Genomic DNA, 6,000 nt, shown 5'->3' with positions numbered 1-6,000 from the left:
AGGGACCTGACGCGGCCCAGGTGGCTGAGCCTGTCGAAGCCCCCGACGCGGGGGGCCGGTCCCTTCGACAGGCTCAGGGACCTGACACGGCCCAGGTGGCTGAGCCTGTCGAAGCCACCGACCCGCACGGCGACGTCTCTCTCGACGCCCGCGAGCTCGCCGCCGAGCTCGCCGGGGGAGAGGACCGCGCCACCGACCCCGATGTCGCCGCCTACGCGCTGCGCCTCGGCGACGACGCGCTGATCCTCGCCCAGAACCTCTGCGGCTGGATCGCCCGCGCCCCCGAGATCGAGGAGGACGTCGCCCTCGGCAACATCGCCCTCGACCTGCTCGGCCACGCCCGCTCCCTGTTGCGTTACGCGGGCAGCTACGACGGTCGGACCGAAGACGACCTCGCCTACTGGCGCGACGAGAAGGAGTTCCGCAGCGCCTGGCTCTTCGAACTCCCGAACGGCGACTTCGCCCACACGATCGTCCGCCAGCTCCTGGCATCCGCGTACCTCGTCGAGCTGTACCGCGACCTCACAGCATCCACCGATCCGGTGCTCTCCGCCGTCGCCGCGAAGGCCGAGAAGGAGGTCGACTACCACCGCGACCACGCCGTGCAGTGGACACTCCGCCTCGCCGGCGGAACCGACGAGTCGCGGCGCCGCTTCCTCGTCGCCCTCGACGACACCTGGCCGTACCTCGACGAGCTGTTCCGCGACGAACCGCTCCACGACCGACTCGACGGGGTCGCGGTGCGTCCCTCGACGCTGCGCACGCGGGTCGACGAGGTCGTCGCGACGGTGTTCGCCGAAGAGGACGTCGAGGTTCCCGGCATCCCGTTCTCGTCCGCCGGAGGTCGCCGTGGCATCCATCACCCGTCGTTCGGACCCCTGATCGCCGAGATGCAGGTGCTGGCCCGCCGACACCCGGGGGCGACATGGTGACCGCGACCGCCGAGTACGCGCGCAAGGTCGCCGCCGCCGTGGTCGACCCCGAAGTCCCGGTGCTCACGATCGACGACCTCGGCGTGCTCCGCGATGTGCGAGTCGACGGCGGCACCGTGACCGTCACGATCACCCCCACGTACTCGGGATGCCCCGCGGTCGAGGCGATCCGTGACGACATCGTGCTCGCCCTCACCTCGGCCGGTTTCGACCGTGCGGTCGTGCAGACCACCCTCACCCCGGCCTGGACCACGGAGTGGATGAGCGACGAAGGCCGCCGCAAGCTCGCCGAGTACGGCATCGCCCCGCCGACCGGGCGTGCTCCGGCCGGCCCCATCCGACTGAAGCTCAGCGTCGCGTGCCCCCGCTGCGGCTCGCTCGACACGCGCGAGGTCTCGCGCTTCGGCTCCACCTCGTGCAAGTCGCTGTGGGAATGCCGCGCCTGCCTCGAGCCCTTCGACCACTTCAAGGCCCTCTGATGACGATGACGGATGCCACGCCCTCGCGCGTTTCGACCACACCCGCCCCGCGCGCCCGCGCGCGCTTCCACACCCTGCGCGTCGCGGACGTGCGGCCCCTCACCCCGACCGCGATCGAGGTGACGTTCGCGGTTCCCGACGAGATCGCCGACGCCTTCGACTACGCGCCCGGTCAGTACGTCGCCCTGCGCGCCACGGTCGATGGGGAGGAACTCCGCCGCTCGTATTCGCTGTGCCGCCCGCCCGCTCGTGGCGCGATCAGTGTCGGCATCAAGCGCGACCCCGACGGACGCTTCTCGTCGTGGGCGCACGAGGGCCTGCGTCCGGGCGACGAGATCGAGGTCATGAGCCCGCAGGGCACCTTCGTCTCGAAGGCCTCGACCTCGACAGGGCACGTCGTCGCCATCGCGGCCGGCTCGGGCATCACCCCGATCATGGCGCTCGCCGCGGGCGTCCTCGAGCGCTCCGCCGACAGCCGCATGACGATCGTCTACGCCAATCGCTCGTCGACCGACGTCATGTTCGTCGACGAGCTCGCCGACCTCAAGGACCGCTACCCGTCCCGCCTCACGCTCCACCACGTGCTCTCGCGCGAGCAGCGCGCCGCCCCGGTGTTCTCGGGCCGACTCGACGAGGAGCGCCTGCGCCTGATCCTGTCGCGACTCATCGATCCGGCATCCGTCGATGAGTGGTTCCTCTGCGGTCCCTTCGCCCTGGTCGACGTGTGCCGCGAGGCGCTCGCCGAGGTGGGCGTTCCGCGCGAGCGCGTGCGCTTCGAGCTGTTCACGGCCGGTGACGGCGACGCCCCCGCACAGACCGGGGGAGCGCGCCCCGTGCGCGTCCGCGCCGACGAGCCCGTCCGCTCCATCGAGGTCACCCTCGACGGACAGTCGGCGCACGTCGACAGCCCGGTCGCCGCGAATGAGACGATCCTCGCCGCCGCCCTCCGTGTGCGTCCCGACGTGCCGTTCGCATGCGCGGGAGGGGTGTGCGGCACGTGCCGCGCGCGGGTCATCGAGGGATCGGTGTCGATGACCGACAACTACGCGCTCGAGCCCGACGAGATCGAGCGCGGATACGTGCTGACCTGCCAGTCGCACCCGACCTCCGACGCCGTGCGCGTCGACTACGACGGATAGGGATGCCGTGATCGACTACTCCTTCGCCGACGACCTCGCAATCATCACGCTGAACGCGCCCGCGCGGCGCAACGCGCTCGGTCTCGAGGCGCTGACTGCGCTCGCCGAGGCGTACGACCGCGCCGAGGCTGACGGCGCCCGCGCCGTCCTGCTCCGCGGCGAAGGGCCGTCGTTCTGCGCGGGACGCGACATCTCCGGCGTGGACCCGGCGACCGACGACGTCGCCGGATACCTCGACGCCACGCTCGCGCCGCTCCTGCGTCGCATGGCGGCTTTTCCCGCGCCGACATTTGCCGCCGCTCAGGGCGCGTGCCTCGGCGTGGGCCTCGGTCTGCTCATCGCCACCGACGTCGTCTTCGTCGCCGACGACGCGAGAATCGGCTCGCCCTTCGCCGCCCTCGGCGCGACCCTCGACTCCGGCGGTCACGCCCTGTTCGTCGAGCGCCTCGGCACCCACGCCACTCTCGACCTCATCTACACGGGCCGGATGCTGACGGGCGACGAGGCCGTGCGCGCCGGGCTCTTCTCACGGGTGGTTCCGGCATCCGAGGTCCAGGATGCCACCGAGCTCGCCGCCCGCCGGGCCGCGGCCGGACCGACCGAGGCGTTCCGCGCCAGCAAGCGCATCGTCACGGCGATCCGCGACGAGCGGCTGGGCCTGTGGGAGGCGATGGCGCTCGAGAACCGCGCGCAGGCCGCCCTCTCCCGGACGGAGGACTACCGCGAGGGCTTCGCCGCGTTCCAGGCGAAGCGCGCGCCGGTGTTCACGGGGCGCTGACGTCCGCGTCGCTCGCGCGCACGAACGGGAGGCACTGCCCGTCGTCGACGTTGCCGTACTCGAGGCACAGCCCCGGGCCGGAAGCTCGGAGGTTCACCGAGAAATCGTCTCGCGGATCGTGGACGTGAGGAATCACGGACACGGAGCCGCTGTCGCGCGTGCCGGTCGGGTCGAAGAAGAGCCACTCACCGTCCAGGTCGACCGTGTCGTTCCTGTCGAGCTCGACGGGCTCCGGTTGCGAGGGATCACTTGTCACCGCCGCGCGGGGAACATGCTCGAGTCGCACGGTGCCGTCTTCATCGAAACGGAGGATGGCGGAATGCTCGTTCTTCGGCGCTGTCCATTCGCCGATCAGATCGTCGCTCGTCTGGAGAGGAGGGGGCGAGGCAGCGCACGACCCGCACAGCGCGACGAGCAGAATGGGTGCCACCGTCTTCGCGACGCGCGAGGCCGCGGTGCCGAAGAGGGGCCGCGCTTCCATGGTCGCAGTATGACATTGCGCCGCGACCGGCCCGTCCGTCCGCGTGCGCCGCTCGCGCAGCCGGCCGGTGATTGAATCGGCTCATGTCGACAGACGAAGAAGCCGAACTCGCGCAGCTGCGTCACCGGGCGTACTCGCCCTCCGCCGACATCGCGTCGGATCCCGACGCCGTGCGTCGCCTGGTCGAGCTCGAGGCCCGGGCGGCCGCGGACGAGCGGGTGCCCGAGCCGGCCCCGGCGGCGCCAGACGAGCCCGTCGCCGCTCCCGAGGACGAGATTCCGGATGCCATCCCCGAGCGGTCGCGGTTCACGCTGCCGCGTCTGCGCCGGTCGACGGTGATCATGCTGGGAGCGGCTGCGCTCGTGGTGGCGACCCTCGCCACGCTGCTCGTCGTCGTGCAGCGCGTGCAGACCGACCCCCTCCAGGCCGGAGCGACGCAGATCGCGCGCCTGGCTCCGGACCCGACCTTCGAGGCGCCGAGCTCGCTCACCGTGGGGATCACGGGCAACGTCACGGCCTTCGAGGAGTTCGAGGGCTTCCGCGTGATCTCCCAGCCGTCGTACTTCGACGCGGAGGGCGCTGCCCGCTGCATGACGGTGTGGCAGCCGGAACTGCTCGACAGGGCGGGTGGTGGCGGGTTCTCGTACGACGGCAAGTTCTTCCTGACCACCTGCGGTGCCGGTTCCTTCCCGGCGAGCATGACGATGCTGCTCCGAGAAGAAACCCCCGAGCGCGCGCAGACCGACTTCCCCGCGGGGACCGCCCTGCAGTTCGTCTACGATGCGGCGAACAACGAGATCGTCGTCTTCCGCGGCTGATGTCGGAAACGACGATGCCCCGGCACGCGGCCGGGGCATCGTCGAACGGGGCGGTCGTCAGGCCGCGGTGGTCACCGCGAACTGCACCGAGCCCTGGGGGTCGATCTGCGCGTCGAGGACGCGGTCATCGAGCACGGCGGCGGCATCGGTGTCGAGGAACACGCGCGCGCCGGCGTTCTCGACGACGGCGTCCTGGGGCTGCGGACCGTCGACGACCGACAGCGTGAACTGCGACTCGGGCGAACCCGCGCCCTCGATGCGCACCCCGCCCTGAGCGGCGTCGGGGTACTGCGCGGTGATGGTCTTGACGGCGGTCGTGGCCTCTTCGGTGAGCGTCAGCATTCGTGGCTCTCCTTCTTTGTCGACGACAGGAGCCAGCCACGATGCCGAGAATCCGCGCGGCTCTCAACCTCTGGCATCCATTTCCAGGGGATTCCCACCGAGCGCTCAGAGGTCACACGAAGGGCCCGTGCGGCGATCAGGGCAGCAGACCCGCGCGCCTCGCCCGTGCGACGGCGGCGTGCCGCGTCGAGGCGTCGAGCTTGGCCATCGCCGACGCGAGATACGACTTCACGGTGGTCTCGCGGAGGTGAAGGGATGCCGCGATCTCGCCGTTCGTCGAACCGACGGCCGCGCACGCCAAGACGTCGATCTCGCGGCGCGACAGGTGGATGTCGGCGTCCTCGCCGGAGCGGGGAGCGTCGCCGGTGAGCGCGGCCAACCGTGCCTCGAGCTCCTCGAGTCGCCGGCGCACGTCGTCGTCACCGACCGTCGCGGCGATGCTGCGCAACTGCGCGTAGCTCTCGCGGATCTCCTCACGCACGCCGACGCTCAGCCCGGTGTCGCCCACCGGCATGCTCGAGAGGCGCCGATCCACTTCTTCGCGGACACGCAGTTCGGTGCCGAGTTCTCCGGCGACGTCGAAAGCCGGTCGCGCCTCGAGCTCGCCGACCGGGGCCTGTGCCCACGACCCGCAGTACAGGACGCCTCGCGCGTGACCGCGGACGAGCACGGGGACGGCGAAGAGGGTCGCGATTCCCTCGCCCAGAATGGCCCGGTCGTAGTCGTGGGTAATGGACCGCGCGGTGCGGTAGTCGAGCGTCATGCGCGGTCGTCGTTCGACGAGGGCCCGTCCGCCGAGGCCGCGCTCAGCGCGGACGACCAGGCCCTCGATACTGCGCGTGCGCGCACCGACGATCGTCGAGACGTGGACGGCGCCGTCGTGCTCCAAGCCGCCGAACGCCAAGGGGAAGTGGGTGCGGCGCGCGAGCTCGGTGACAGCGTGCGACACCAGCGTCGCGTCGTCGCGAAGAAGAGTCGGTGCTCCCACGAGAACTACCTACTTCCGGGGGTGACGGCTGCGTCGCCGCCTT

At 71.1% G+C, this 6,000-nt stretch carries 8 protein-coding genes; 5 read left to right on the top strand and 3 right to left on the bottom strand.

All coding sequences use genetic code 11. The annotated features are described in order from the left end of the window. The first annotated feature begins 95 nt into the window (after positions 1-95). From paaC to AB0O24_RS01760, 4 genes are read left to right on the top strand one after another with little or no spacing between them, the layout of a single operon-like run. Positions 96-932, top strand: a complete 837-nt coding sequence (gene paaC / locus AB0O24_RS01775; RefSeq protein WP_275796052.1) for a 1,2-phenylacetyl-CoA epoxidase subunit PaaC — start codon at positions 96-98, stop codon at positions 930-932. Beyond that, entirely contained in the window at positions 926-1,411 is a 486-nt protein-coding gene (gene paaD, locus AB0O24_RS01770) for a 1,2-phenylacetyl-CoA epoxidase subunit PaaD (protein ID WP_275796050.1), read from the top strand. Before paaC ends, paaD begins: the two co-directional genes overlap by 7 nt. Beyond that, positions 1,411-2,550 (top strand): 1,2-phenylacetyl-CoA epoxidase subunit PaaE, encoded by a 1,140-nt coding sequence (gene paaE / locus AB0O24_RS01765; protein WP_363372108.1) that lies wholly within the window; start codon positions 1,411-1,413, stop codon positions 2,548-2,550. Before paaD ends, paaE begins: the two co-directional genes overlap by 1 nt. A 7-nt stretch (positions 2,551-2,557) precedes the next feature. Next, complete coding sequence (locus AB0O24_RS01760; protein ID WP_363372106.1) at positions 2,558-3,328, top strand: enoyl-CoA hydratase-related protein; 771 nt, start codon at positions 2,558-2,560, stop codon at positions 3,326-3,328. Here AB0O24_RS01760 and AB0O24_RS01755 read toward each other — a convergent pair. Beyond that, positions 3,315-3,809 carry a hypothetical protein gene (locus AB0O24_RS01755; RefSeq protein WP_307385656.1) on the bottom strand — a complete coding sequence of 165 codons (495 nt, stop codon included), beginning with the start codon at positions 3,807-3,809 and terminating at the stop codon, positions 3,315-3,317. The genes AB0O24_RS01760 and AB0O24_RS01755 overlap by 14 nt on opposite strands. An 83-nt stretch (positions 3,810-3,892) precedes the next feature. On the opposite strand from AB0O24_RS01755, the gene AB0O24_RS01750 reads away from it, so the two are divergent. After that, on the top strand, positions 3,893-4,627 hold the full coding sequence (locus AB0O24_RS01750; RefSeq protein ID WP_363372104.1) for a hypothetical protein: 735 nt from the start codon (positions 3,893-3,895) through the stop codon (positions 4,625-4,627). A gap of 57 nt (positions 4,628-4,684) precedes the next feature. Here AB0O24_RS01750 and AB0O24_RS01745 read toward each other — a convergent pair whose 3' ends face one another. Both AB0O24_RS01745 and AB0O24_RS01740 read right to left on the bottom strand, forming a co-directional pair. After that, positions 4,685-4,969, bottom strand: a complete 285-nt coding sequence (locus AB0O24_RS01745) for a Fe-S cluster assembly protein HesB (RefSeq protein WP_363372101.1) — start codon at positions 4,967-4,969, stop codon at positions 4,685-4,687. 136 nt (positions 4,970-5,105) lie between these two features. Further along, entirely contained in the window at positions 5,106-5,957 is an 852-nt protein-coding gene (locus tag AB0O24_RS01740; protein ID WP_363372098.1) for a LuxR C-terminal-related transcriptional regulator, read from the bottom strand. Positions 5,958-6,000: the final 43 nt, after the last annotated feature.

The sequence above is a fragment of the Microbacterium sp. NPDC086615 genome, from assembly GCF_040686055.1.
Lineage (GTDB): Bacteria > Actinomycetota > Actinomycetes > Actinomycetales > Microbacteriaceae > Microbacterium.
Note: the sequence above shows the minus strand (reverse complement) of the source record. Positions and strands in the feature narration are given on the sequence as shown.

Coding starts and splice junctions, on each gene's coding strand:
- paaD (WP_275796050.1), top strand. CDS start 926: ATGGTGACCGCGACCGCCGAGTACGCGCGCAAGGTCGCCGCCGCCGTG.
- AB0O24_RS01745 (WP_363372101.1), bottom strand. CDS start 4,969: ATGCTGACGCTCACCGAAGAGGCCACGACCGCCGTCAAGACCATCACC.
- AB0O24_RS01755 (WP_307385656.1), bottom strand. CDS start 3,809: ATGGAAGCGCGGCCCCTCTTCGGCACCGCGGCCTCGCGCGTCGCGAAG.
- paaE (WP_363372108.1), top strand. CDS start 1,411: ATGACGATGACGGATGCCACGCCCTCGCGCGTTTCGACCACACCCGCC.
- AB0O24_RS01750 (WP_363372104.1), top strand. CDS start 3,893: ATGTCGACAGACGAAGAAGCCGAACTCGCGCAGCTGCGTCACCGGGCG.